Annotated in this window: 21 protein-coding genes; 5 read left to right on the forward strand and 16 right to left on the reverse strand. The window is 46.5% G+C overall.

The genetic code is table 11. The features are described from left to right. Nucleotides 1–425: 425 nt before the first annotated feature. Nucleotides 426–1847 carry an adenosylhomocysteinase gene (gene ahcY / locus B5F77_RS13535; RefSeq protein ID WP_087331686.1) on the forward strand — a complete coding sequence of 474 codons (1422 nt, stop codon included), beginning with the start codon at nucleotides 426–428 and terminating at the stop codon, nucleotides 1845–1847. A gap of 90 nt (nucleotides 1848–1937) precedes the next feature. Here ahcY and hflX read toward each other — a convergent pair whose 3' ends face one another. Then, on the reverse strand, nucleotides 1938–3152 hold the full coding sequence (gene hflX / locus B5F77_RS13540) for a GTPase HflX (protein ID WP_087331688.1): 1215 nt from the start codon (nucleotides 3150–3152) through the stop codon (nucleotides 1938–1940). 75 nt (nucleotides 3153–3227) lie between these two features. On the opposite strand from hflX, the gene B5F77_RS13545 reads away from it, so the two are divergent. Further along, a complete protein-coding gene (locus B5F77_RS13545) occupies nucleotides 3228–4967 on the forward strand; it encodes a hypothetical protein (protein WP_087331690.1) in 1740 nt (579 codons plus the stop codon). Nucleotides 4968–5025: 58 nt separating this feature from the next. Here B5F77_RS13545 and B5F77_RS13550 read toward each other — a convergent pair whose 3' ends face one another. Beyond that, nucleotides 5026–5403, reverse strand: a complete 378-nt coding sequence (locus B5F77_RS13550) for a rhodanese-like domain-containing protein (RefSeq protein ID WP_087331692.1) — start codon at nucleotides 5401–5403, stop codon at nucleotides 5026–5028. Between the two features lie 29 nt (nucleotides 5404–5432). Beyond that, entirely contained in the window at nucleotides 5433–6002 is a 570-nt protein-coding gene (locus B5F77_RS13555; protein ID WP_087331725.1) for an NUDIX hydrolase, read from the reverse strand. A gap of 92 nt (nucleotides 6003–6094) precedes the next feature. On the opposite strand from B5F77_RS13555, the gene B5F77_RS13560 reads away from it, so the two are divergent. After that, nucleotides 6095–9301, forward strand: a complete 3207-nt coding sequence (locus B5F77_RS13560; RefSeq protein WP_087331694.1) for a S41 family peptidase — start codon at nucleotides 6095–6097, stop codon at nucleotides 9299–9301. Nucleotides 9302–9329: 28 nt separating this feature from the next. Here B5F77_RS13560 and B5F77_RS13565 read toward each other — a convergent pair whose 3' ends face one another. After that, on the reverse strand, nucleotides 9330–9602 hold the full coding sequence (locus B5F77_RS13565; RefSeq protein ID WP_087331696.1) for a hypothetical protein: 273 nt from the start codon (nucleotides 9600–9602) through the stop codon (nucleotides 9330–9332). Nucleotides 9603–9809: 207 nt separating this feature from the next. Here B5F77_RS13565 and B5F77_RS13570 point away from each other — a divergent pair, with 207 nt between their 5' ends. After that, on the forward strand, nucleotides 9810–10877 hold the full coding sequence (locus B5F77_RS13570) for a DUF6261 family protein (RefSeq protein WP_087331698.1): 1068 nt from the start codon (nucleotides 9810–9812) through the stop codon (nucleotides 10875–10877). A 230-nt stretch (nucleotides 10878–11107) separates the two neighbouring features. Here the strand turns inward: B5F77_RS13570 and B5F77_RS13575 are convergent, their stop codons facing one another. The 12 genes from B5F77_RS13575 to B5F77_RS13630 form a co-directional block, all read right to left on the reverse strand. Continuing rightward, nucleotides 11108–11791, reverse strand: coding sequence for a 2-C-methyl-D-erythritol 4-phosphate cytidylyltransferase (locus tag B5F77_RS13575; RefSeq protein WP_087331700.1), 684 nt, complete (start codon nucleotides 11789–11791; stop codon nucleotides 11108–11110). After that, entirely contained in the window at nucleotides 11788–11988 is a 201-nt protein-coding gene (gene xseB / locus B5F77_RS13580; RefSeq protein WP_087331727.1) for an exodeoxyribonuclease VII small subunit, read from the reverse strand. The genes B5F77_RS13575 and xseB overlap by 4 nt, the downstream gene beginning before the upstream one ends. A 45-nt stretch (nucleotides 11989–12033) precedes the next feature. Next, nucleotides 12034–13344 (reverse strand): exodeoxyribonuclease VII large subunit, encoded by a 1311-nt coding sequence (xseA, locus tag B5F77_RS13585; protein WP_239446363.1) that lies wholly within the window; start codon nucleotides 13342–13344, stop codon nucleotides 12034–12036. After that, on the reverse strand, nucleotides 13334–14698 hold the full coding sequence (locus B5F77_RS13590; RefSeq protein WP_087331704.1) for a S8 family serine peptidase: 1365 nt from the start codon (nucleotides 14696–14698) through the stop codon (nucleotides 13334–13336). The genes xseA and B5F77_RS13590 overlap by 11 nt, the downstream gene beginning before the upstream one ends. Before the next feature lie 24 nt (nucleotides 14699–14722). Beyond that, the gene (locus B5F77_RS13595; RefSeq protein WP_087331706.1) at nucleotides 14723–15193 is read right to left on the reverse strand and encodes an Lrp/AsnC ligand binding domain-containing protein; all 471 of its coding nucleotides are present in this window, start codon (nucleotides 15191–15193) and stop codon (nucleotides 14723–14725) included. A 171-nt stretch (nucleotides 15194–15364) separates the two neighbouring features. Next, on the reverse strand, nucleotides 15365–16078 hold the full coding sequence (locus B5F77_RS13600) for an FKBP-type peptidyl-prolyl cis-trans isomerase (protein ID WP_087331708.1): 714 nt from the start codon (nucleotides 16076–16078) through the stop codon (nucleotides 15365–15367). A gap of 37 nt (nucleotides 16079–16115) precedes the next feature. After that, nucleotides 16116–16703, reverse strand: coding sequence for an FKBP-type peptidyl-prolyl cis-trans isomerase (locus B5F77_RS13605; RefSeq protein ID WP_087331710.1), 588 nt, complete (start codon nucleotides 16701–16703; stop codon nucleotides 16116–16118). A 287-nt stretch (nucleotides 16704–16990) separates the two neighbouring features. Continuing rightward, the gene (gene pdxB / locus B5F77_RS13610; protein ID WP_087331712.1) at nucleotides 16991–18100 is read right to left on the reverse strand and encodes a 4-phosphoerythronate dehydrogenase PdxB; all 1110 of its coding nucleotides are present in this window, start codon (nucleotides 18098–18100) and stop codon (nucleotides 16991–16993) included. Between the two features lie 20 nt (nucleotides 18101–18120). After that, nucleotides 18121–19320, reverse strand: a complete 1200-nt coding sequence (locus tag B5F77_RS13615) for an MFS transporter (RefSeq protein ID WP_087331715.1) — start codon at nucleotides 19318–19320, stop codon at nucleotides 18121–18123. Nucleotides 19321–19333: 13 nt separating this feature from the next. Then, nucleotides 19334–20704, reverse strand: a complete 1371-nt coding sequence (locus tag B5F77_RS13620) for a sodium-dependent transporter (RefSeq protein ID WP_087331717.1) — start codon at nucleotides 20702–20704, stop codon at nucleotides 19334–19336. Then, nucleotides 20683–21348: an ABC transporter ATP-binding protein gene (locus B5F77_RS13625; RefSeq protein ID WP_087331719.1), complete on the reverse strand. Its 666-nt coding sequence runs from the start codon at nucleotides 21346–21348 to the stop codon at nucleotides 20683–20685. The genes B5F77_RS13620 and B5F77_RS13625 overlap by 22 nt, the downstream gene beginning before the upstream one ends. A 7-nt stretch (nucleotides 21349–21355) precedes the next feature. Beyond that, nucleotides 21356–22069: a tRNA threonylcarbamoyladenosine dehydratase gene (locus B5F77_RS13630; RefSeq protein ID WP_087331721.1), complete on the reverse strand. Its 714-nt coding sequence runs from the start codon at nucleotides 22067–22069 to the stop codon at nucleotides 21356–21358. A gap of 781 nt (nucleotides 22070–22850) precedes the next feature. Here B5F77_RS13630 and B5F77_RS13635 point away from each other — a divergent pair. Next, nucleotides 22851–26705, forward strand: coding sequence for a DUF6383 domain-containing protein (locus B5F77_RS13635; RefSeq protein WP_140392891.1), 3855 nt, complete (start codon nucleotides 22851–22853; stop codon nucleotides 26703–26705). The last annotated feature ends 126 nt before the right edge of the window (nucleotides 26706–26831 follow it).

Genomic DNA, 26831 nt, shown 5'->3' on the forward strand with positions numbered 1-26831 from the left:
AAAGTTCATAACATTATAAATTTAAGTTGTTAATAAATAGTTAATAAGCTGCTCAGTGCCCCTCGCGAGAGTCGCCGCAGCCAAAGAAATACGTTAGTATTAATATTAGTAGAAAATTCTATTCAAAGCGCGCTCCCGTCTGCGAAGACCGGGGCGCGTTTCTTTTTGCCGCCTGCCCTGTTGGTGCTTCGCCGTCCGTCCTATCCATGCTTCATATCTAACCAGAGATATTTTCGTATCCCATGTGGAATATTTTTATATCCCATATTAGATATTTTCGTATTCCACATGAGATACGAAGCATAGATAGGGCGGGCGGCGAAAGGTCGATAGCCGTAGTCGTTTGCCATCATCTTAGCTGCCCTTCACACGCTCCATGTAAGATTTTTTCGTACCTTTGCGCCCGAATAATTTAGCGAATTAAGATGACAACACAACTATTTCCTACGAATTTGCCTTACAAGGTAGCCGACATGAGTTTGGCCGACTTCGGAAGAAAAGAAATCGAGATTGCCGAACATGAAATGCCCGGCCTCATGGCGTTGCGCCATAAATATGCGGATGCGAAGCCACTGAAAGGTGCCCGCATCACGGGTTCGTTGCACATGACCATCCAGACTGCCGTATTAATTGAAACGCTCGTCGCGCTCGGTGCGGAAGTCCGCTGGGCCAGTTGCAATATCTTTTCTACGCAAGACCATGCCGCAGCCGCGATTGCCGCAGACGGTGTGCCTGTATTTGCTTGGAAAGGCGAGACGCTGGAAGAGTATTGGTGGTGTACGGAGATGGCGCTCCGTTTCCCGGATGGCAAAGGGCCGCACTTGATTGTAGACGACGGCGGTGACGCCTCGCTCTTGCTCCATAAAGGCTATCGGGCAGAGGAGGACCCGACAACACTCCAATATGCTGCCTCCAACCACGAGGAACAATGTATCTTGGATACGCTCCGCCGCATCCTCGACGAGGACCCGCAGCGTTGGCATCGTACCGTCGGCGAAATGCGTGGCGTCTCGGAAGAGACCACAACCGGCGTACATCGCCTTTACCAGATGATGGAACGAGGCGAACTGCTCATCCCGGCGATTAACGTCAATGATTCCGTCACGAAATCCAAGTTCGACAACCTCTACGGCTGCCGCGAATCGTTGGCCGACGGCATCAAGCGGGCGACCGACGTGATGATTGCCGGAAAGGTGGTCGTGGTGGCTGGCTATGGAGACGTAGGTAAAGGCTGTTCGCACTCGATGCGTTCGTATGGCGCCCGTGTGTTGGTGACGGAAATCGACCCGATTTGTGCGCTTCAAGCCGCCATGGAAGGCTTTGAAGTCACCACAATGGAAGAGGCGGTGAAAGAAGGCAATATCTTCGTCACGACGACAGGAAACTGCGACATCATCACCATCGAACACATGGCACAGATGAAAGACCAAGCCATCGTCTGCAACATCGGACATTTCGACAACGAAATCCAAGTAGACAAACTGGTAAACTACCCTGGCATCCGCCATTTGAACATCAAACCGCAAGTTGATAAATATACCTTCCCCGATGGGCATTCGATTTTCCTATTGGCCGAAGGACGTTTAGTGAATTTGGGATGCGCTACGGGACATGCTTCATTTGTCATGAGCAATTCCTTCACCAACCAAGTCCTGGCACAAATGGATTTATGGCAGAAACCGTATGAAATCGGTGTTTACCGCCTACCCAAGCATTTAGACGAAGAAGTAGCACGCCTGCACTTGGAACGTATTGGTGTAAAACTAACGAAACTAACGCAGAAACAGGCTGATTACATCGGTGTGCCGGTAGAAGGCCCCTACAAAGCGGAGCATTATCGTTATTGAATCAAATTTTCATTTTTTTGTATCATTTTTCCGTCCTTCTCCGGTTTTCAGGCAGAAGGACGGTTTTTTATGGTTTTCCTTGCATGTGGACTATAAATCCTCTTCATAATGCTGGAACAAGAAATCATTGTAAGGGAAACGCGTGGTATGGATTTGCTTCACGCGTTCATAAAGCAAAGATTTCAATGTCTCGATATTCGTACGTTCCTTGGCAGAGATAAAGATGCAATTATCTTGGAGCTTCGCCATCCAAGTCTGTTTAAGTTCGTCGAGATTGATGTTTTCGCGCGTCCGAGGTGTCAGGTCATCCTCGTCCTTAGGCACAAACGTAAAAGCATCCACTTTATTGAAAACCATAATCATCGGCTTCTCGCGGTCGTCTATTTCGGCCAAGGTTTTATTGACCACTTCGATTTGCTCCTCAAAGCTGGGATGCGAAATATCCACCACGTGTACCAAGAGGTCGGCCTCGCGTACTTCATCCAGTGTCGATTTGAAGGATTCAACCAATTCCGTCGGTAACTTACGGATGAACCCAACCGTATCGGAAAGCAAAAAGGGCAAGTTCTCGATAATGACTTTTCGAACCGTTGTATCCAGCGTGGCAAACAATTTGTTTTCAGCAAACACATCGCTTTTGCTCAATAAGTTCATCAACGTCGATTTGCCAACGTTCGTATAACCCACCAAGGCCACGCGCACCAGCTTACCGCGGTTCTTTCGCTGGACACTCTTTTGCTTGTCGATTTCCACCAACTCCCGTTTGAGGCGTGCAATCTTATCCATAATCAAACGACGGTCGGTCTCCAACTGCGTTTCACCTGGTCCACGCATGCCGACGCCACCGCGTTGCCGCTCCAAGTGTGTCCACAATCTTGTCAGCCGCGGCAACATATAGCGATATTGCGCCAACTCGACTTGCGTCTTCGCATGAGCCGTTTGCGCGCGGCGGGCGAAGATATCGAGAATCAGGTTCGTGCGATCCAATATCTTAACCTGAAGTTCCTTCTCGATATTACGGAGTTGCTTGGCCGAGAGTTCATCATCGAAAATCACCAACCCGATTTCATTTTCCTCAACATACGCCTTAATCTCCTGCAGTTTACCCGTTCCAACAAATGTAACTGAATTCGGTCCATCCAGCTTCTGTGTGAAACTCTTCACGGCTTCCACCCCGGCTGTATCCGCCAAGAATGCCAGTTCGTCTAAATACTCTTTGACCTTTTGCTCATTCTGTTGCGGGGTAACTAACCCCACCAACACGGCTTTCTCTGTTTGTGCTTCGCTAATAATAAATTCTTTCATGCCGCAAAGATAATCATTTCAAATCTTTTTTGTACCTTTACCGGCAAATTAGTAATCACCCAAAATCAAAGGGCTATGAAGACAACTAGAAAGTATTATCCATGGGCGTTTATCGCCGCATTTCAATTAGTAGTAAACGTGAGTGTTGCACAATCCAAATGGACAAATCCGGAGGATTGGGAGACATTAGTGTCAAACAAGAGAGAAAATCCTACTGAAGCCGTAAAAGACACGATTTTCCTGCAAGGTTTCGATGAAGAAGAGTATAATATTTGGGATTATACCGTGACGGGAAAGCATGATTTCTTTTACCCGAAAGAGGAAGGCATTCGGGGCGCATCAGATAGCCGAGCCATTCGTTTATATCCAGGAAGTACCTTATCTTTTAATTTCGAATCGCTGCCTTATGACAAAACTGCGAGCAAAAGATCCGAAATTAATATACCTTTTGCTGTTCAACACGTAAATACAGGAGAACATCTATATTATTTTGGCAATTGGGCTTATAGAAATGAACAAATTGAAACTGATGTTTTGAAAATTGGCAAAGATGATGTCTCATATTATTTTAGGCAAACTTCCAAATGCCTTGCTCATTTTCAATATACGGAACCAGACAGTTTAGCCCTCATGGTTTATGAAGGCACGAATCCATCCGATACTGGTTATTATTGCGTAGATAGCGTACTTTGGAAATTCTATGCACCTTTATACACGCTCCTTACTTCTTCGGGCAATTGGTTTGATTGGAATAATTGGACGCATCTTTACCCCACTCCGCATCGGATTGGTTTAATCCAAGGTGAAGTCACTATCGACCGACCTGCCATCTGCCAATCCCTCATGACCTACCACGCCGATATCCAATTTACTTCGCAGGGCGCTTTGCGGACTTCTGGAATGACCTCACTTTATACATTTCCCGAAAAGGGGAAATGGTATTTCCTCTCTTTCCCTTTCGATGTATATCTTGAGGGTGTGGACGAAGATTTCGAATGGGGCGATGCCTCGACCGATACATCTTCCAAAGCAGCGAACATCTTTTATGTACGTGAATATGATGGCGTGTCACGTTCGGCGGGTGGTGAATCCGAAGCTAATTGGCGGGTTCTTTCTCCGGATTCGTTTGACGCATCTCAGCCTCTCTTTCGTAAAGGGAAAGGTTATTTAGTCGCCATCGACGAGACATCCGATACCTCGACACTCGCCTTCACCTCTTCGGGTGAGACACTGGAGTTCACAACGGAAATGCGCATTCCCATTGAAGCGGATGAAGCTCAAATGGGAGACGAGGCTGATAATGGCTGGTTCCTCTGTGGCAATCCTTACCCCTCTTCGCTCTCTCTAAGCGAGATTCAACCCAATCCTTACTTAGATGGGCATGTCTATGTCTATGACGGTTCCGGATATGAAGCATACGCTATCGGAAGCGAACATAGCCTTCCTCCTCATGCCGCTTTTTTCGTCAAAGCTACAGGAAATACGGAGTTGACTATTTATAAAGAGAAAACGGATACGCGCTCCCTTATCACTTCCTCGGCTCTTTCTTCGCTGGCACTCCAGCGGGGTCCTGTAACTGGGATTGAATCTCCCGCTCCTTCCCTACTTTATCGGATAGAAGGGAATGAGCTGGTGCTTCCTTCGCTGGACTCGCCGGGATGGGTAGTTATCTATAACCTACAGGGGAAACTGCTTCGAAAGTTGTCCGTTTCGTCTGGTTCGGTTCGAGTGGCATTGCCTTTACACCATGAGATGCTCTTGATACAGGTCCGAACAGGAACACAAACTTTTGTGCTAAAGCATCGGACGAATTAAAGACATCCCCAAACCAAGTCTCACAGGCTCATGCTTTCCAGCCGTTCCCTTTTTTATTTTAGGGTTGATATGCTTTCCATTCTAAATACCCACCTTTTAGGTTGTAAACGATAAATCCCTGTTCTACCAACTGTCGTGCTGCCTGCTGACTCCTTACGCCGCTCCGGCAATAGACCGCCACGGGATATTTTTTATCGAGCAGGGAATCGGCTTGCTGCATAAAGTTGGGTTGTTTGACATCCAGGTTCAGGGCATGGTCTATATGTCCTTGATTATACTCGTCGGCCGTGCGGACATCGAGGAGTTGTATCGAGGGAGTTTCCTTCAGCTTCTGGTCAAAGGCTTGCGCTGGGAGCGTTTCATATCCTTCTTGCTGCGCGCAGGCTCCAAACAGGGTAGCCAGGCTACAGAGCATATTTACGATTAGTTGTTTCATCTGTCTTAATTCGAATCTATTTTGTCTACTTAGATTAAATGATTTTCAGCTACGTATTTCCATAGGGCAGCTGCGTGGAGCGATTGTTTGATTTCATCCTGTTGGAGGAGCTCAATGACTTCTTCGCGGGTGAGGAAATGAACCGAGAGGTCTTCTGTCGGTTCCCGGTGGGGAGCGGAGATAGGCTCTACGTCGGTAGCCACAAATGTGTAGGTCCAGTTGTTCATCGTGCTGGGATTGGCACAACATTTCATATATTCCTTCCATACGCCTCCTCCATAACCTGTTTCCTCGCTTAATTCGCGTTGAGCCGTTTCCAGGGGAGAGGCATCTGAGGCGTCGCATACGCCGGCACAAAGTTCGTAGCGCACTTCTTGAATGCCGTGGCGGTATTGCCGAATGAAAATAAACTTTCCCTCCTTGGTGATTGCAATCGTATGTACCCAATCAGGATATTCCAAAATATAATAATTGGGAATCCGATTTCCGTTGGGCAGTTCGACGGTGTCTTTTTGCGCCGTCAGCCACGCATCACGGTATATATATTCGGATTTCAATACTTTCCAAAGCCGCGCGGGCTCTTTTACGTTGTTTTCCATATGCTGCTTTTCTGTTTTGCGCTGCAAGGTAAGGAAAAAGAAGCAATTTTCGTATATTTGCAAGCAAAAATTTATATAAATAGAAAAGCACCATGAAGAAAAGATTTTTATTAGCTGCATTAGCCGGTTGTACGCTGGCGGTTTCGGCAGAAGAAGGGAGGCTTTTGCGCTTCCCGGCTACGAATGGGGAAGATATCGTCTTCTCATTTGCTGGCGACTTGTATAAAGTGTCTATTAACGGAGGGGAAGCGCAACGCCTCACTTCGTATGTGGGTTATGAAATCTTTCCGCATTTCTCGCCGGATGGCAAGACGATTGCTTTTACGGGACAGTATGATGGCAATACGGAAGTGTTTACCATGCCGTCGGAAGGGGGTGAGCCGCTCCGCGTCAGCTATACTGCCACGAACGAACGGGATGATGTGGCAGACCGTATGGGACCGAATAATATCGTGATGGGATGGACCTCGGATGGGCAACGTATCGTATATCGCAATCGTATCAGCGACGGATTTGACGGTAAACTGTATACGATTGATAAGGAGGGTGGCTTACCCGAGGCGATTCCGCTTCCGGAAGGTGGGTTCTGTAGTTATTCTCCCGACGGGAAAAAGTTGGCGTATAATCGTGTGATGCGGGAATTCCGCACGTGGAAATATTATAAAGGGGGACAGGCGGATGATATCTGGATTTATAATCCGTCGGCTAAAAGTGTTACGAATGTAACGAACCATGAAGCGCAGGATATTTTTCCGATGTGGATAGGTCAGGAGATCTATTTTATTTCGGATCGGGACCGCACGATGAATCTCTTCGTATATAATACGCAAACAAAAGAGACGAAGAAGGTGACGAACTTTACCGAATATGATGTCAAATTCCCCTCGGCGCATGGCGATTGGATTGTGTTCGAGAATGGAGGTTATATCTATAAGCTGAAGGCAGGAAGTAACGAAGCACAAAAGGTAAATATCACGCTCGCTTCGGATAATATTTATGCGCGCCAGGCTATCAAGGCAGGAAAAGATTATGTGACGAATATCAGTCTTTCGCCCGGTGGTGAACGTGCTGCCGTCACGACGCGTGGCGAGGTGTTCAATGTGCCGATAGGGAAAGGCGTCACGAAAAACCTGACCCGCACGCCGGGAGCACACGAGCGTGAGGCGGCCTGGTCTCCCGACGGAAAGTATATTGCCTATATCTCCGATCGGACGGGTGAAACGGAACTGTATCTGCAAGAAAGCGGATTGGGAAAGGAATCCGTCCAACTGACGAAGGATAATGACACCTATATCCGTACCTTCGCCTGGAGTCCGGATGCGCAAAAGCTTGTTTATACGGACCGACAGAACCGGATTGTCGTGGTCGACATTGCCTCGAAGCAAAAGCACGTGATGCTGCAAGACCCGGCCGGCGAACCGCGTGATGTTTCCTTCTCGCCGGATAGTCGATGGCTGACCTATTCGCGTATCGCCGACAATGATTTCTCTATTGTTTATATTTATGATTTAGCCGCTCAAAAGGAATATGCCGTAACTGATAAATGGTATAGCTCGGATTCGCCGGTATTCAGCGAAGATGGGAAATATGTGGTATTTTCGTCGGCGCGGGACTTCAATCCGATATATGGACAGTTGGAGTGGAACCATGTATATAATAAAATGAACGGGGTATACCTGGCGCTGTTGAGTCAGGAGACTCCTTCTCCTTTCTTGGAGAAAGATGCGGAAGTGAAGCAGACCCAAGATGCGGAAAGTGCGGATGCGACCGACTCGGAACAACCTATAAAAGTAGATCCGGAGGGTCTTCCTTTCCGGATTGTAAAGCTTCCCGTCGCGCCGGGTTATTATACGAACTTCTATGCAAAGGGCAACAAAGTATATTACTTCACGCAGGGTGGCACCAAGGTATTTGACTTGGTTACGCAAAAGGAGGAGACCGTCGCGGAAGGTACGATGTTTGTGACACCGGGAAGTCAGAAGGCGGGCATCTATCAACACGGTCAATTGTATGTTACCGACATTCCGCAGGGGAAAGCTATCCTGGGAGATGCGGTTGATTTGAACCAGATGCAGATTCGGGTCGACTATTCACAGGAATGGGCACAAATCTTCGATGAGGCTTGGCGGGCGTATCGCGATGGTTTCTATGTGACGAATATGCATGGAATGGATTGGAAGGCTATTAAGCAGAAATACGAGGTGCTTGTTCCTTACGCAAAGACACGTATCGACCTCAACTACATCATCGGTGAGATGATTGGAGAATTGGAGTGTGGCCACGCCTATGTCAATCCGGGCGAAACGGAGCGTCCGCCACGTATCTCGATGGGACTTTTGGGCGCTGAAATCTCGCGGGACAAGAGCGGATTTTTCAAATTAGAGAAGATATTGGAAGGCGCGAACTGGAACGAGAAGTTGCGTTCGCCACTGACGGAGCCTGGCATCGAGGCGAAGGTGGGTGATTACATTGTAGCCATCGACGGAGTGCCGACGAACTCGGTGAAGAATATGTTTCAACTCTTAGTCGGCAAAGCGGATGTCCCGACGGAACTGATGCTGAATAGCCGCCCGCAGCTCGAGGGGGCACATAAGGTGGTGATTACGCCGCTCGCCGAGGAGTATTCGCTCTACCATTATAATTGGGTGCAAAACAACTTGCGCAAGGTGGAAAAAGCAACGAATGGTAAGGTTGGCTATATCTACATACCGGATATGGGTCCGGCAGGCCTGAATGAATTTGCGCGTTATTTCTATCCTCAACTGGACAAAGAGGGTCTGATTATAGACGACCGGGCAAACGGTGGTGGCAATGTATCCCCCATGATTCTGGAAAGGTTGGCTCGTGAGCCGTATCGTCTCACCATGCGTCGTGGTTCGTCGCACATCGGGACCGTGCCATCCGGAACGCAAGTAGGTCCGAAAGTCTGCTTGATTAATAAATACTCGGCATCGGACGGTGACCTCTTCCCGTGGGGATTCCGTGCGCTGGGATTGGGCAAGCTCATCGGTACGCGCACATGGGGTGGCATTGTGGGCATCAGTGGTCCGCTGCCTTATATGGATGGTACCGATATTCGCGTCCCCTTCTTTACCAGCTTTGATGCAAAGACGGGCGATTGGATTATCGAAAATCATGGTGTAGATCCGGATATCGTGGTAGACAACGACCCAATTAAGGAATGGAATGGGGAGGACCAACAACTCGACCGTGCCATCGAGGAGGTTATGAAGGAACTCCAGCACCGGAAATCCCTTCCGAACGTGCCTGCTCCTCGCGACTGGGCGCCGAAGAAGTAAAAAACAAAAAGTAAATAGTTTCAGACAATCAGCCCTTTCCCGCTACGTGCGGGAAGGGGCTTGTTTTTATTTGGCGGATAGATGGAGACGTAGAAATAAGTATATTATCAATTTGAAAAGTGATTTGCATCAGCTGATGCAAATCATTTCCTGAACGGAAAGATAGTTGCATCATGCGATGCAAGGGTATTTCTGAATGGAAAATAGGTTGCATCATGCGATGCAAGGATATTTCTGAATGGAAAAAGGATTGCATCATGCGATGCAAGAGTATTTCTGAATGGAAAATAGGTTGCATCATGTGATGCAAGGGTATTTCTGAATGGAAAATAGGTTGCATCACGCGATGCAAGGATATTTCTGAATGGAAAAAGGATTGCATCACACGATGCAAATCTACTTTGAAATAGAAAAAAGAAAAAAATTAAAGCAGAATATTTATTGCATATTTGAAAAGCAAGAAAAATATGCGTAACTTTGTAGATGTTAAATTTAAAATATATCGCTTATGTTAGAAATAGACAATCTCAAATTGGTGAATTTACCAAATGGTGCGCATTATACGTTTCACGATAATACGATACAAAGAATTAAGGCGAATGAAACTATGCGCACTAAGTTTGCTAAACTTCTTACTCCGTATGATGCCTCGTTCCAGACGGAGGATAATGCGTTGAAAATCTCACAAAAGAATTTTCTAAGTGACGAGATTTTAGAAACGGATAAATTGCGTGGGGATATTTTGCGCAGCTTGAAAAATACGGTTAAAGGTATGGCTATGCTGCCGATAGCCTCTTTAGCCGAGGCGGCAAAAATCGTGGCGCAAAATATCAAGGACTATAATATCGACCCAAAAGCTCCGATGGATAAGGAGACAGGGTTAGTAAAAAATTTGGTAACGGATCTGAAGGAGAAGAATGCGGCTTCTATTGCGACATTGGGACTGACGGAAGTGGTGGAGCAGTTGGAAGCGGCGAATGAGAAGGTAAATCAACTAATCGAGGAACGAAATAATGCCTATGCGACACGTGAGCTGGGTGCGCTGCGAAATGCACGTACCAAAGTGGATAATGCCTACCGCAAGCTGATGCAAGTTATCAACGCATTTATCTTGGTGGAGGGCGAGACGGAATACAAAACATTCGTAGACCAGCAAAACGAGTCTATCAAGCGTTACAAACTTTATTATTTAGGTCAGAAGACCAATAAGAAGGAGGACGAAGAGGAGGAACCGACTTCCCCGACGCCTGCCATTACGGCCATTTACCCCAAAGAGGGAGCTGACCCGGAAAATCCATTACTATTTAGAGCGGGTACGCAAGCGATTATGGAATTCGAGGGCTTCCTGCTGAAGGGACAGGATGAGACGCTGGAACACGTTATCGCGTTGGTAGAAGAATACGGACGATTTACGGAATGGATTAAAGCGTCTGCCATCAGCAACGTGACGGATACGAGTTGCGAATTTACCATGGTGCCCGATTTGGCAAGTGGGAAATATACCGTCCATATCGAAACCTACGATGGCGGCAGTCCGCTGGTGGTCGAATTCCCCGAACTGATCACGTTGGAATAAAAGATAAAGAGAACGTACCAAAATCGGAAATGGGATGCAGATAAACGCAGACTAAAGCGCAGATAAACGCAGATTTTTTAATGGCTACGCGATATTTAATACAAAAAAATAAAAATCTGCGTTTATCTGCGCTTTAGTCTGCGTCGTCTGCGTGCTATATATCCATTATGACATACCCTCTCATTTTGATATTTTCCTATTTCGGCATCCCCTCCCGGCGGAATCCCTCTTTATTCAGACCCTAAAAGGGAGCGGGCGATAGCCAGGTCCATCGGTGTGGTGATTTTGATGTTCTCGCGGTTGGACGGCACCATCGCCACTTCCACGCCAAGCGATTCCACCACGGAAGCATCGTCGGTAAAGGTGGTTTGGAAAGGTTGCCCATACGCGCGATACAAGAGTTCGGCGCGAAAGACCTGCGGCGTATGGACGGCATAATAAAGACTGCGGTCTACCGGTTCGCTCTTCCCATCTGCCGTTTTCCGCCGCAACGAATCGACGACAGGACACACCGGGACAGCCGCCCCTCCCCTTTCCGCCTCTTGGAAACAGGCGGAGATGACCTCCTCGGAGACGAATGGACGCACACCGTCGTGCACCGCGATCAAATCACCCGGCTCTACTTCGCTACGCAACTGTTCCAGCCCATTACGCACGGAATGAAAACGCGTCTCGCCACCCGTCGCGAGACGATGTGCCGCCCGACAGCCGATTTCCCGGCAAAGCATCTGCCAATAAGCCTGATGTGCTTCAGGCAAGACGAGCAGCAGCCGAGCCTCCACGTCCCATTGGGCGAACTTCTCGAGCGTGTGCATCAATATCGGTTTGCCCGCTACGGGGATGAACTGCTTCGGCAAATCGCCTCCCATGCGTAATCCTTTCCCGCCCGCTACGATGATGACATATCGCTTCATGCGTCCAGACCCTCCAATACCTTTTTGACCTCTTCGTCCACTTTAAACAATTTCTCTTTGCAGAGTTGAATCAGGCGCGTCGCCTCTTTCACATTTTCGGAGAGGACATCCACGTCCAACTCCCCACGTTCGATATCCGACACAATGCGGCGCAGCTTTTCGACCGCTTCGGTGTATGTTTCTGTTTTCTTTGCCATAATAATAGGAGTCATTAAAAGATTTGCGATAGAATAAAAGACAGGTTACACGGTAGATTCCACCTCTCCATCCGCGAAACGAGTCGTCAACCGGTCACCCGGCCTTACCTCGGCTGCCGACTTCAGGATTTTCCCCTCGCGAAGCGTTAAGCTATAGCCGCGCTTCAAGATATACGCCGGAGAAGCCAGACGGATGAACTGAGCGTGGAGTTCCAACGCACGTGTCTCTTTGGATATGCGGCTTTCGATAGCGACCCGCATCCGTTGCTTGGCTGTATCCAGTTCGTTTTGCCGTTGCGCTAAAAGATGAGTCACCAGCAGAGGCAACTTCCCTCCCATTACCTGCAGCGACGAACGCTCCCGCCCGATGCGCGAACCCACTACAGCCGGTAACCGGGCGCCCAACGCCTGCAACCCGCTTTTCTGCACCGCAAGGAGGTGTTGCACCGTCGCGGCAAGCGATTGTTGGCAAGCAGCCAACCATTCCGCCTCCCGATCCAGGCATCCGACAAGGAATTCGGCGACCGCCGTTGGGGTTTTCATCCGTGTATGCGCCACGAGGTCCACAATCGTATCGTCCCGTTCGTGTCCGATACCGGTAATAATAGGTAGCGGGAACTGAGCGCAATGAGCCGCCAGCAGATAGGAATCGAAGCTGTTCAGATCCGAAGTCGCTCCACCGCCCCGGATAATCACGACGACATCGAAACACTCGCGATGCGCATCAATACGCTCTAATGCCGCGATGATAGATTCCTCCGTCCGCTCACCTTGCATGACCGCCGGGAAGAGACAGGTATAAAAAGGATAGCCCGCCCGGTTATCGCGCAGTTGGTGAAGGAAATCCTCGTATCCAGCCGCTGTAGCCGACGTGATGATGGCAATCCGCTGCGGCAAACGAGGGAGCCGCAACTCCTTATTAAGGGAAAAAATACCCTCAGCCTTTAGCTGCCGAATGATCTCCTGCCGTTTCTTCACCCAATCGCCCACCGTATAAGCCGGGTCAATATCCAACACATTTAAACTGAAGCCATACAACTCATGAAACTCAACGTTAACCTGCACAAGTACCTTTAGTCCGGACGTAAACACCTGTCCCGTTTCCATTTCGAAATAGGGTTTCAACATCCGGAACGTCTTCGCCCAAATGGAACCTCGTGCCCTGGCCACCCATTGGTTCGTCTGCGGATTTTTCTCGACAAATTCCAGATAGCAATGACCTGAAGCCGCATTCACACGAACATCGCTCGTCTCGGCACGCACCCAATAACTGTCAGGAAAAGCATCGGCGAGCGATAAACGCACGTGCGCCAACAGTTCCGCCAGTGAATAGCCTGCCTGTTTATCATTTTCCATATTTGGATCCTTTCTTATAGGATTGGTAGATATTAGGAATACCATAACCCAATTCCGCGTCGGGACGGCGATATTGCGAAGCGTACCGACAGACAAGCAACCGAATCGCCCGGGCATCCAAATGAGGCAGTGCTTGCCACAAGCAAGTGGCCAATCCAGCCAAAATCGGAGTTGCGAAAGAGGTGCCATTAGCCGTGCGAAGCGAACCGTCGCCTTCAAGCACATAACATCCGCTCCCCATCGAAACAACATCCGGTTTCACACGCCCGTCGGCCGTATAGCCCAAAGAACTAAACGGACTGCGCTTGCGCTTCTCGGTCACCGCACCAACCGTCAAGATATCTGCCGCATCGGCCGGAACTGTAATCTTCTTCCACTCCGAATTTCCCTCATTACCGGCGCTCGACACGACCAACAATCCTTTCTCTGCAGCACACGAAGCGACGCGAGAAATAAAAGCCGTTTGTCCATCCAGCTGTTCGGGTGTATAATTCAAGGTTGAATCATCGAAAGCGAAATACCCCAGCGAAGAGGATACCACATCAACCCCGACACTGTCCGCATACTCAACGGCCGCCGCCCAATAATCTTCCTCAATGGGAAACTCCGTCCGCGTCTCTTCGCTTTTAATCAACCAATAGGATGCCTCTGGCGCCGTACCAACCAATAGATGGGGCAAACGGGAAGCCAAGCAAGAAAATACTTTCGTCCCATGATCGTCTCCGGCAAAAACCGTATGACCCGGATAAACCACATTGTATGTCCCCCGAATGCGGGTCGCCGCGAAAGCCTCCATCCGGTTGGCATTCGTGAAACCCGCATCCAGAATCGCAATCGTCATCCCTGCACCTCGAAATCCAGCCTTATGCAGTTTATCCCCCTTCAACAAACGAATCTGTTTCTCGGCATAACCATAATAAGACTTGAGCGGTTCTTCTTCGAGTACCAAACGGCTCGTATCCGCTTGCACAGGCGGAAGCGAGGCAACGCCCTTCCACACCCATCGGACCGAATCGACCATCGGCAACCGAGACAGCCGCTCCACCATCAAACTATCGGCATGTTCCACCACGACGGTACGCATCCATTTGCTTTGTGTAACGATGCGGCATCCCAGCTGGCGCAAACTATCCAAATAGGTTGGCGAGATGGGCAAATCTGAATCCGTAATCGGAATGCCCTGTTTCTCCCGGCGAGCGATGGCTTCGTCCGAAAGAAATTGTTCAGGTTGGTCGATACGAAAAGGAACCTTCCCTTTCTCGTGAAGATAAACTCGAAAACGAAAACAAGGCGACGAACCGCTCCAAGCCGTACTTGCCAGCCATAAACTTAGAAATAACAACCCATATTTCATCGTATGCCGTCCTGACTTCAGGGCTTATTCTTCGATAGGTTTATAGATAGGGATTTCCCGTTTCAAACTTTGACGGAGAGAAATCAAGGTCTCTGTCTCGACCACACCCGGAATCTCTTGAATCTTGGAATTGAGCAACTCCATCAGATGCTCGTTGTCGCGGGCATAGAGCTTGAGTAACATGGTGTAAGGACCTGTAGTAAAATGACACTCCACAATTTCTGGAATTTTCTCGAATTCCGGTACCACATCTTTATACATCGAACCTCTTTCCAGTTTGACGCCGATGTAGGTACACGTATTGTAGCCCAATATCTTGGGATTGATGTGATAGCCGGACCCGACAATCACATTCATATCAATCATGCGTTGCACGCGTTGATGAATGGCCGCACGCGAAACGCCACACTCTTCCGCCACATCCTTAAACGGGATGCGGGCATTCTTTGAAATAATGTTTAGGATCTGACGATCCAGTTTGTCTATCTTTTCCATATATGACTTTGATATTTGTGTTTCTTTATTCCCGTATCAAATATATGGATATTTCTTGGATTAACGAACATTTTGAAAGAGAAAAACAGCTGAAAACATAAAAAAGCAGGTAAATTATGCTTTACAACATAACTTTTACCTGCTTTTCGTACCTATTTCGCAAACGATACGTTATTTCTTCGCGTCGTCTTTTACGATTTCGAGCAATTCGACTTCAAACTTCAACGTGCTGTTCGGTTTGATATCGGCACCCGCACCACGGCTTCCGTAAGCCAAATCAGAAGGAATCCAGAAGATATATTTCGACCCTACAGGCATCAATTGCAAACCTTCCGTCCAACCTTTGATAACTTGCGTCACGCCAAACTCAGCCGGTTCGCCCCGATCGATAGAACTATCGAACTTCGTGCCATCGAGCAACGTTCCTGTATAATGAACCTTCACGCGGTCTTTCTCGGTCGGCTTGGGTCCGTCACCTTCTTTGATGACTTGATATTGTAAACCACTTTCTGTCGTGATGACGCCGCTCTTGGTTTTATTTTCAGCCAAGAACTTTTCGCCCTCTTCCTTATTCTTCTGAGCCTCTTTCTTCGAAGCTTCCATGAAATAGGTTTGCATGAATTGTTGCGCTTCTTGCGGCGTCATTTGGATAGAATCACCCTTGATAGCTTGCGTGAAAGCGGCAATCAATACATCGACATTGGCTTCGCCGCCCGGCAAAGTCTTCAAGTTTTCGTGAAGTCCGGCACCGAAATTCACACCAATGGCATAGCTCACGCTATCTACATCGCTTTTCAAACTTACGTTGGTCTTCGGACCGCATGAAGTAACCGCCAATCCCATGGCTACCAATGCGGAAACAACCCAAACATTTGCTTTTTTCATTTCTTATTCTTATCTATTTTAAAGAGTTACATTCGTTTTATTTCACAATATCCAGCAATTCCACATCAAAGATGAGTGTACTGTTCGGTTCTATCATTTCGCCTGCGCCATGCTCGCCATACGCTAACTGAGACGGTATGAAAAGACGCCATTTCGAACCGACGGGCATCAGTTGCAACGCTTCTACCCAACCCGGAATCACTTGGTTCACACCAAATACAGCAGGTGTTCCGTGGTCGACTGAACTATCAAACACGGTACCATTAATCAACGTTCCGTGGTAATGGCACTTCACTTTGTCCGTTGCTTTTGGCTTCTCGCCCGTCCCTTGCTTCAAGACTTGATATTGCAACCCGCTGGGAAGTTCCACCACACCAGCTCTTCCTTTGTTGACATGCAGGAATTCTTCGCCCGCCTTCTTATTGATTTCCAACTTTTCCCGTTGAAGTTTCAGAAAGAAATCGTTGATGACTTGCTTGGCTTCGTCGTAAGTAATTTCCGGTTTTGCCTCTTTCAAGACATCCGACAATCCTTTCACGAAATCCTCTATTTGCAAATCCTTGATGCCCGAGTTCAGGAAGTTATTCCCGATACTTAATCCAAGCGCGTAACTTACTTTGTCCATATTTTTACGTTTCTCTATTTTTCAAGGTGCAAATGTAATGCTTTATCAGCTAAATCGATGTATAAAAATCGAAAAAATGCGGAGATAAATGTCCAGATGCCCTCAGAAACCTTTCCATATAGGCGAGAAAAGTTTCTTTCCTGCCGAAGCATTCTATAAATATCGTCGATATTTGTACACGTATCGACGATATTTGTGTATCTTTAGGCTAAAGATATACAAATATCGACCATACGCGAAGATTTCATGCCTATGCTGGCAAGTTTTCTTAGGCAAGAAAAGAAGTTTTATCCGGCATGGAATCCCATTTTCTCCAAGAGTTTCTGTTCGTCGGTCGTGGCATTTCGCACACGATAAGCCTTAGGTTCGCGCGGATGGTCATAATGATTCCGCAAGTATTCGAACTGAGACGGGTTGTTTCGCAAACGTTTATCCACGATTTCCGGGTTGAATGTCTGAAGAAAAGCACGGGCGACGCGATGGTCGGCAAAGCCATTCAAATCAATCTCCGGACAGACAGGAGCAGGTGGCGTTACTTCGGCCAACCGACTAAAGCGAATATGGAAGAAACGTTCAATGGCTTCGAGGCACATGCGGGTAGCGGTCGCTTTCCCATCCGCCGAGAAACCTGCGATATGCGGGGTAGCCAGATCGGACAAGCCCAGCAATTCAGGCGAGATATCTGGTTCGTTTTCCCAACAATCGAGTATAATTCCGCCCACGATGCCGCTCTTTTTAGCCTGAATAAGCGCCTCGGTATCATGCACAGCCCCCCGGCATGAATTGATAAACCAAGCACCCCGCTTCATCATTTGGAAGAACTCTGCGTGAGCCAAATGATAGGTAGGATAACGCCCCTCGCGAGTAAAAGGCACATGGAGCGTGACTATATCAGACTCAGTCGCTATTTCTTCTAACGAAACAAACCCCTTCTGCCCTTCCGCCTCAGCGCGGGGCGGATCATTTCGAAGTATGCGCATGTTCCACGTGGAAGCCAATCGTTCGACTTCCCGCCCGACATGTCCCACACCGACAATACCCAGCGTCTTGCCTTCCAACGTTTCTCCCCGACGTAAGGCCAATGCCAACAACGAAGCAAACACGTATTGTCCGACCGAAGGCGCATTACATCCCGGCGCATTCTCCCAGGCGATGCCATGTGTTTCGCAATAATGCGTATCGATATGGTCGAAACCGATAGTGGCGGTCGTAATCAATTGAACCGAACTCCCGCTTAAAAGTGCCGGCGTACATTTATCTATGCTTCGAACAATCAGCACATCCGCGTCGCGAATAGCTTCCGGCGTAAATCCTTTGGCCGGCAAATAGATTACTTCGGCCTCAGGTTCGGCAATTCCTTTGAGGAAAGGAATCGTATCATCTGCTACAATTTTCATTCCGTTTCGTTGTATAATCGTTATCTTAATTTCTCCCGGTTAAAATGAGGTCCAGCTTTCAAAAGGAAAAAGAGCGTAGAAACCAGCGCCAGACAAGCTCCTAAGAGATAAGAATACTCAAATCCTCCGCATGATTCCGCCAAGCTTCCTCCTATCATGAGACCTATTCCGATACCCACATCCCAACTGGTCAAATAAGTAGATGTCGCCGTCCCGCGTTGGTTATGATGGGCTAAATTCACAAACAAGGTATTGAATGCCGGAAACATCGTACCAAACGCCACGCCTTGTGCCAAAGCTATACCTATATACAAATAAGATGTAAACTCCGGATTCCAAGCCATCAAAAGATGTAGGGCGGAAAGCAGGAAGAAAGTGAGCGTGGCTAAATACATACCCAACGAAATGACGAACGTGATGCGCCCCTTGTCGACTTGCCTTCCAGAAAACATCCGCGAGACAGCTAAACCAATAGCCATAAATGTAAAATATAATCCAGAATTTACTTCGATGCCAATCTCCTTGGCATACATGGCTACATAAGTCGTTGTCATGCCATACGGAATCGAAAGCATCAACAACGCAATGCCGGCCCAAATACCTTTCTTCAAAAAGAAGCGATCTAAGGAAATGGGCATCCGTTGTATCGGCGCTTTATAGGGCGTTTTTACCAAATAAGCAGCACAAAGACCCAACGCACCGGAAGCTAACGCACACAAGAATATCGTATCATACGAGCACGTATTATGCATGAATAAACCAATCATGGGTCCGAAACTCATGGCAATATTATTCGCCAATCCGTAATAACCTATGCCTTCTCCGCGATGAGCCGAAGGAAGGATATCGATTAAGATTGTATTTCCGGCCACCGTTACCATGCCAAAAGCGAATCCTTGTACAATACGGAGCGCGATGAAAAGCGTCAAACTTGTCGCCAAAATATAACCGCCAAAGATGGCAATAAAGAGGATATAAGCCACCAGATAAAGCGGACGCCTGGCAAAAGTATCCAGCAAATAACCTGAAAAAGGGCGAATACAAATGCAGGCAATTGTATAACACGACAACACAAAGCCTATCATTCCTTTTCCTGCTGCGAACTCTTCCTCTAAATAGAATGCCAAAATTGGCAGAATCAAATAAAAGGCAAAATAGAGGAGGAAGTTAGCCGTCAAGATATAACAAAAACTTGGCGACAACATTTTCTCGTTTTCCATATCGCTGTATTCTTTAAAGCCACGTGCGAATGAGGTCAATCAACCCTAATTCATTCAAGAATATAAGACCAATACCAACGGGTGCAATATATTTAATGAAGAACGCATAGGTGTTGAAGAAGTAAAACGGAATGGTTCCCTCATTTGTCAACTCCGCCTTCAGTATCTTTTTGTCGATTCTTCGCCCTACAAAGATACAAATAAACATACCGCCAAGCGGCATCATAATTTTAGCGGTTATATAATCCAACGCATTAAAGATAGTCAATCCGCCAATAGTCCAATCTTTCAGCACGCCGAATGAAAGAGATGCCAACGTTCCTAAGATGACAACGCCTATCGAGACAATCCAAGCTGCCCGCCCTCGCGTCGTATGGTATTCTTCGTGAATGTAGGCCGTAGCCACTTCATGCAAAGAAATCGTAGATGTCAGAGCGGCCAATGCCAAAAGGATAAAGAAAACAAACGACCAAGCACTTCCAAAAGGCAACTGCTCGAAGATATTCGGCAAAGTAATAAACACCAGTTCCGGTCCTGCCGTAGGTTCGATGCCAAAACTGAACACGGCCGGAAAGACCATCACTCCTGCTAAAAGCGCCACCAAAGTATTAATAACAATGACTTCCAAAGCCGTTACCTGTAAATTCGTATCCTTTCCGAAGTATGACCCATACGTGATAAGACATCCCATACCAATACTCATCGAGAAGAAGGTCTGTCCCATCGCACTCAGTATGACCGACGAAGTGATTTTCTCGAAATCCGGTTCAAACAAAAAGGCCAATCCTTGTTCCACACCGGGCAACGTTACCGAACGAATACACAAGGCAATAAGAATAAAGAATAGAGCCGGCATCATAATTTTCGATGCTCGCTCGATACCCTTCTCTACACCTGCTGCTATAATATAATGTGTCAGGGCGACAAATACGATTGTCCAGAAGATAGGCCGCCATACACCGGAAGAAAAAGTCTCGAAGTCTTGTGTAAAATCGGCCGTGCTTTTTCCATCCAACGAGCCACTCAGGGCTTGCCAGATATATTCCAATGTCCAACCAGATACAACTGAATAGAATCCCAGTATAAGGAAAGCCGCCAACACGCCATTATAGCCGATAATGCTCCACCGACTCCCTGGCGCCAACTTCTTAAATGCACCTGCCGCATTGCTCCGGGAATGCCGCCCGATGAAAAACTCGGTAATCATAATGGGAAGCCCAAGGAAAATAGTGCAAACCATAAACACCAGCAAGAAGGCGAAGCCACCATTCTCGCCCACCATATACGGGAAACGCCAGATGCTTCCCAGTCCTACCGCACAACCTACAGTTGCCAATATCACACCCAGCTTACTGCCAAACGTTACTCTATTTGTTTCTGCCATACCATACCATCTTTTATGTGAATTCTTCTATCTGTGTGGGCTGCTAACTGTTCATCATGCGTCACGATGATGAACGTCTGCCCCATTTTATCGCGTAACTCGAAGAACAATGCATGGAGTTCTTCTTTATGTTGAGTATCCAAACTTCCCGACGGTTCATCAGCCAATATCACAAGCGGATGGTTAATAAGTGCACGCGCCACGGCCACCCGTTGCTTCTCTCCCCCTGAAAGTTCAGCTGGCTTATGTGCCACCCGATCGGAAAGACGGAGGAAATCCAATATTTCCCGGGCTCGTTGCTCGGCGGCCGAAGCTTTTTCGCCTCCAATCAAAGCGGGAATCATCACATTCTCTAAAGCCGTGAACTCAGGTAACAACTGATGAAATTGAAAGACGAAACCAATATGCTGATTCCGGAAAGCAGAAAGTTGCTTTTCGGGAAGGTGTAACACATCGTTTCCATGAATCAGGAGACTACCGCCATCCGGCTTATCCAACGTCCCAAGGATTTGGAGCAACGTTGTCTTCCCTGCTCCGCTCGGTCCTACAATCGAGACGATTTCCCGTTCATGGATTTCCAAATCGATTCCCTTCAATACTTGCAGCGAACCGAAACTCTTTGTAATCCCTTTTGCTATAATCATATTCTTTTTATAAATGATTAATTACATACGCCGCCAAATGGCATCCGAAGAGCGCGGGCATGTATGAAACTGTTCCTGTCGTAGTACGTTTACATTGCTCGTTATCAACCTCTATTACGGCTTCCTCACGTGCCGGTTCTTTCGAATAAACCACCGGTATGCCTTTTTGAATGCCTAATCCTCGAAGGCGTTTCCGCACAGCACGCGCCAAAGCACATTGGGTCGTCTTGGAGATGTCGGCTATCCCTATTTGCGTCGGGTCAATCTTGGCTCCTGCTCCCATCGACGAGATAAGGGGTATTTGCCGTTGAAATGCATGATACAACAAGAAGACCTTCGGACTGAGCGAATCGATGGCATCTACCAGAAAATCGTATGGGGCCAATGCCAGCAACTCCTCCGTCTGTTCGTCGCGGATAAATTCATTCACCACATCGAGCTTCATTTGCGGATTGATATCCAAGAGACGCGTACCCACCACTTCCGCTTTCGGTTGCCCCAAAGTAGAGTGTAATGCGGGAAGCTGGCGATTCAAGTTTGTTTCATTGACCACATCGGCATCCACAATCGTCATCTGTCCGACTCCCGCTCGGCAGATTTGTTCCGCCGCATAAGCACCGACGCCTCCCAGTCCGACTACCAGCACATGGCTTGCCGCCAACCTCTCCATCCGCTCTTTTCCCAACAACAACTCCGTGCGTGTATTCCAATTGTAAACCATATCGTAGGAATTTTGGTGCAAAAGTAATAAATCCGCGCGTATTTGTATCTATTTTGTCGATTAAACATCGCTATTTCCATCAAAGAATACACAGACTTCCTCTCCCGGGGGATTTATGGTTGGCGGAAAAGATAACGAGAATCCCCAGCGATTATAACGATAAACGAAAACGATAATAGTTATAATGGCAAACGATTATAGGACTAATCGCTGGCCTCTTTCTTCTCGAATGTGCAGACGATGGCAAGAAACGGATTTCATCCTCCAAACCCCGGACTTTCGTCCTCGAATCCCTTGGTTTCGGATAAAAACCAAAAAGTTTTTCGCTAAAACTCTTGCTATTTCATTTTTCCTCCTTACCTTTGCAACGATTCCGCAATGGAGAGCGTTCCATCCAAGGGAATCAAACGAAATATTGACAAGCATTTTACGAAGATTATTCCGTATTTGAAAACCTAGGAAATTTTCAATACGTGTCGGAATGATGGACAGTAAATGCTTGCGCTACATACGGGACTGATGAAGGTTTCCTATCATTCATACATATATATATATATGTATCTGTACAGGGAAACTGGAAATATAATCGTATAGGCGCGGGCTGTTGTTCTATTATTGACACGTGGGTCTTTCCTAGGTACCTCAAATACAATGATAGACAACGTAAGCCCGCGCTTTTTTTATGTTCGTAATCAAAGCCGGGAACGTTGTGCTAAACCTTCGTAAGATTTGAGATTGAGTTTTATTTATCTATTTATTAATAACTTAAAAATCAAGTTTTATGAACAAAAAATTATCTCTAATGCTGGCTGCTTTCGTGGCGGCCGGTTATTCTCTGACGGCAGAGGCAGGAGTAATTAAGGTAACTAAACCTACAGTGAATAGTTCCTTTATAATTGCTTCAGCAGATCTGAATTCAGAGAATGTAAAAGTCTTGGTGTCTGAAGATGGCACATTGAAGGTAGTAGATAAAACTTTGGCTGATTTTACTACTGCAAGCGAGGAGAATGCTGCTGACTATCTTTTTGGCGTTGAAGGAAAGACGACAAATAGTGTTACTTTAAAGAATGGTGAACAATCTATTCAATGGAATAATTCTGCTTTTGTATTAGCAGCTACTGGTTCTAACTTCAAATGGCAAAATAATGGATTTTATTATGCAGCCAGTGCGTCAGATGGAAGATATATCGATCTTTCTCAGACTAATTTGGCAAATGCAAGTAAAACGACTCTCTCATTATATGCCGTTTCAGCTAATGTAGCAGATACCGAAAGGCCTTCTTACTTCAAAGTAGACGATGACTTCTTGGTTGTAACAACCACTGCAGAAGGCGAAGCTGTTGTAGAGTTGATGAATGCTACGGAGTTGAAAATCTATCTGAATAGCCACCAGATTGAAACAGCTCTGTGGACAGTTAAAGACGGCATCGTAACTTCTGAATTGAATGACAATGCTATTGCTGCTTATTCAGAAGAAGGTGGTTTTACTTTGGGAGAAACAGGTGCTGTTGTTTCTATCTACAATGACAAGTTGTATGTAGGCCAAACTGAAACTGATTTTGCTAAAGCAACATCTGGCGTAGCCAACACAGGAGTTGCTATTCCTTCAAATATCACTTCATTTGAAGTAGGCGGCACTTTCTTATTGAAGGTTGGCAACGAAACGGATGTAGTAGCTCAAGATAAGAGTTCCGATGCCGTATTGGGTGAAGCTGCAAACAATGCTTACTGGACTATTTCTGAGGATAAGAAGAATCCGGACGTTTACAAATTCACGAACAATGAGAATGTAGAGTTGTCTATTGATGATGTTTATGAATTTAAGATTAAAGAAGTAGGCAATTCGATGTCTTATGCAAGAGCTTTCTACTTGGTAGATGCCAAAGATGAAGATAAAGCTGTTAAGTATGATGCCACTACTCAAACATTCTCTTGGGTTTCTATCTCGGAAGAAGGTGGTGCTTCAGCCTTCGGCGTAGCAATCGTAGCATCTTCGGCTTACACAGCACAGCGTTTGGCTGCTATGACGGGTGACGGCTTCTATTTGACTATTAAGAATGAAAATTCAGATAAAGCTACTACAAACTTGCAAGGTAATCCGTTTGAAGGTAAGTTAAACCCGGTTTATCCTGTAGATAAGAATGGAAAGAAAGTTGATGCTTATTCTGGCGAGGTTGCAGGCTTCAAAGCTTATTCTGCAGACGAAACTTCTACAGATGAAACTTATTTGTTAGCAAATGAAAGCGGCATTATCGTATTGGATTTGGATGAAGATCATAAGTGGTCTGTAAAAGGCATTAATGAATTCGAAGGTTGGGGCGGCGGCTTCAAGTTCAAGACATTCTCGAATGCAGACATGGTGGCAATTCTGAATGCAGAAAGTGGTGACGATGCGTTTGAAACAAAACAAAATGTTGCTTATTTGTTCACTATCACTTATAAAGATTCACATAGACGTGATATCGATTTGATTAAGGTGAAGGGCGATTCGAATAATGACGCTATCAACACTTCTGAATATCGTGTAATTTCTTATAACAACGATGCTGGCTATTTCTTGTCTGCAGGCATGCACAATTGGGGCATTGGCGATCCTGTATACGCTGTATTCGGAAGCCGTGCATTAGTTCAGACTACAGATGAAAAGAACAATCCGTTGTTAGATAAGTATGTTAACATCTCATTGAAGACTACGCACGTTCGTAATAACGGCAAAGTAATTGCCATGGACGAAGATGGCGAGGTGGCTGCTGTTCAGGCAAGTAAGTTCTTGTTTAGTAAACCGGAAGGACAATGGGCTGTAACAGCTACAGACGCTACAATCGATGAAGAAACGGAAGCGTTTGATAAATATGCATTCACATTCACGAACCGTGAATCTGGCGAGTCGTTCAGTGTAAAGAATATGTATTACTTGGGCGACGACCAATATGCAGTAAGCTATGATAATGGCAACGCTAAGTTCAGCGGTTATGGAAACGCAGCTACTCGTGACACATTGATTATCGCAACTTCCACAGCTTCTGAATTGAAGAATGACCGTGTTCAGATGGACGGTTATGCAAACTTCAAGGCTGAAGACGTATTAGATACGCAATATCGTTTGGCTGTAGCTTCTACGGAAGAAACTGACTTCTATGTAACAGAAAACCATTCAGGCAAACACTTGTTAGGTTTGACGAAAGAAGTTGGTGACGCTGCGACTTGGAGCTTAGTTCCGATGACGGCTGCAAGAACTTATAACACATTTGGCGGCGTGAAGACTCCGACAGACTCTGTTTATGTATTCAATACTGTGGGTTACTACGATACGAAAGGCAAATATCAGGAAGCAACAGACACATTGGCCATGGTTAGCTATGTGCTGCAGAATAAGAAGAATGGTGAATACCTGACTTACGAAAATCCGCAAACATTGGATATCTTGTCAATGATTTGTGATCCGAACTCAACTACTTCATCTACGAAGGATTTAAAAGAGGCTTATCGTTTCGTATTGAAGGAAAAGCAGGATGGTTTGTATAATGTATTAGGTATTAAGTTTGATGAAAAGAACCATTGCTATACATTGAACTTGAATAATAAGTTGTATGGTGCAACTACTACGAAGCAGGGTGCTGTTGAAGTAGAATTAGCATACGACCAAGTAAACTCGAACGACTTGTTCGACCTTCAGATCGTAGATGCTCCGGAGTATAAGTTGGTAGATCGTGGTGATACAATTCGCTTGTTCCGTGCTGAGAACGATTACGAAGTAATGTACGAAAATGGCCAGTTCTTGAACTTGGGTAATATTGCTCAGGTAACAGATATGGCTCCAGCTATCTATGTAGATACAGCTTATGTAAACCGTGGTCACAACAACCGTTATCAATATCTGCTTGTAGTGAATCCGAAGTATGTTCCCGAATTGCCTTGCGACATTCCTGGACATCCGGCTGTTCATCCGGACACTACTTATGGTCGCTTCTTGGTGAACATGATTGATACAGCTTATATGGCTTATACGAAGGGCGCTATCCATACAAATAAGTACATTAACGAAGAAGAAGTTGATGAACCGTATGCTAAGTTGTCATTCGTTTATGGCTTCCATACAGGCGACAAACTCTACATCACAGATGAGAACTACCAGAAGTCTAATAATCCGGCAGACGTAATCGACTTGAGCACACGTGACTTCAACGTAGCTAAGTTCGCATTCCGTTATGTGAACTCAATTAATGAAGGCGAAGAAAGTGCGTTCAAGATCCAGACCGGTTACTACGACTACGATGCTTACATCGCAAATGGCCAGCGTCCGAGCGTAGCAGAAGATGGTTATTTGAAAACTGTCAATGGTGTAGTTGTGGTTGCTAAGGGTTATACAAAGGGCGAAGAGTTCAACCTCCGTGCTGAAACTTCAGACCCGACCGCTAACGAGACGATCACCGCTGAAGGTGCAGTTTCTGTAGTTGCTACTGACGGTGCCGTAACCATCAAGGGTGCAGAAGGCAAGAACGTGATTATCGCTACTATCCTTGGCAAAGTCGTAGCTAATGAAGTTATCAATAGCGACAACGAAACCATCGCAGTACCGGCTGGTATCGCAGTCGTTTCGGTAGACGGCGAATCGTTCAAGGTAGTCGTAAAGTAAAGAACTAAAGTTCATAACATATAAATTTAGTTTTTAATAAAGTAAATAGTTAGCTGCAAGAGTGCCCCTCGCGAGAGTCGCCGCAGCCAGATTGTAAATAAATTAGTATAATAAAAAGTTCTATTC

The organism is Parabacteroides sp. An277 (assembly GCF_002159645.1).
Lineage (GTDB): Bacteria > Bacteroidota > Bacteroidia > Bacteroidales > Tannerellaceae > Parabacteroides.